Below are 1,371 nucleotides of genomic sequence, written 5' to 3' on the forward strand. Positions count from 1 at the left end.
AAGGCTGAGCTGTGATGGGGAAGCTCCTTATGGAGCGAAGTCTTTGATTCCCCGCTGCCAAGAAAAGCTTCTAGCGAGATAAAAGGTGCCTGTACCGCAAACCGACACAGGTAGGCGAGGAGAGAATCCTAAGGTGTGCGAGAGAACTCTGGTTAAGGAACTCGGCAAAATGACCCCGTAACTTCGGGAGAAGGGGTGCTTTCTTAACGGAAAGCCGCAGTGAATAGGCCCAAGCGACTGTTTAGCAAAAACACAGCTCTCTGCGAAGCCGTAAGGCGAAGTATAGGGGGTGACACCTGCCCGGTGCTGGAAGGTTAAGGAGAGGGGTTAGCGTAAGCGAAGCTCTGAACTGAAGCCCCAGTAAACGGCGGCCGTAACTATAACGGTCCTAAGGTAGCGAAATTCCTTGTCGGGTAAGTTCCGACCCGCACGAAAGGTGTAACGATTTGGGCACTGTCTCAACCAGAGACTCGGTGAAATTATAGTACCTGTGAAGATGCAGGTTACCCGCGACAGGACGGAAAGACCCCGTGGAGCTTTACTGTAGCCTGATATTGAATTTTGGTACAGTTTGTACAGGATAGGCGGGAGCCATTGAAACCGGAGCGCTAGCTTCGGTGGAGGCGCTGGTGGGATACCGCCCTGACTGTATTGAAATTCTAACCTACGGGTCTTATCGACCCGGGAGACAGTGTCAGGTGGGCAGTTTGACTGGGGCGGTCGCCTCCTAAAGTGTAACGGAGGCGCCCAAAGGTTCCCTCAGAATGGTTGGAAATCATTCGTAGAGTGCAAAGGCATAAGGGAGCTTGACTGCGAGACCTACAAGTCGAGCAGGGACGAAAGTCGGGCTTAGTGATCCGGTGGTTCCGCATGGAAGGGCCATCGCTCAACGGATAAAAGCTACCCCGGGGATAACAGGCTTATCTCCCCCAAGAGTCCACATCGACGGGGAGGTTTGGCACCTCGATGTCGGCTCATCGCATCCTGGGGCTGTAGTCGGTCCCAAGGGTTGGGCTGTTCGCCCATTAAAGCGGTACGCGAGCTGGGTTCAGAACGTCGTGAGACAGTTCGGTCCCTATCCGTCGTGGGCGTAGGAAATTTGAGAGGAGCTGTCCTTAGTACGAGAGGACCGGGATGGACGCACCGCTGGTGTACCAGTTGTTCTGCCAAGGGCATAGCTGGGTAGCTATGTGCGGAAGGGATAAGTGCTGAAAGCATCTAAGCATGAAGCCCCCCTCAAGATGAGATTTCCCATAGCGTAAGCTAGTAAGATCCCTGAAAGATGATCAGGTTGATAGGTTCGAGGTGGAAGCATGGTGACATGTGGAGCTGACGAATACTAATAGATCGAGGACTTAACCATATAATATG

The 1,371-nt window shown here is 53.0% G+C and carries 1 rRNA gene; it reads left to right on the plus strand.

From position 1 onward, the window contains the following. Positions 1–1,363, plus strand: a 23S ribosomal RNA gene (locus tag ACTFRY_RS29650); the annotation flags it as partial. Positions 1,364–1,371: the final 8 nt, after the last annotated feature.

The sequence above is a fragment of the Bacillus cereus group sp. MYBK195-1 genome (assembly GCF_051916605.1).
GTDB classification, from domain to species: Bacteria; Bacillota; Bacilli; order Bacillales; family Bacillaceae_G; genus Bacillus_A; species Bacillus_A cereus.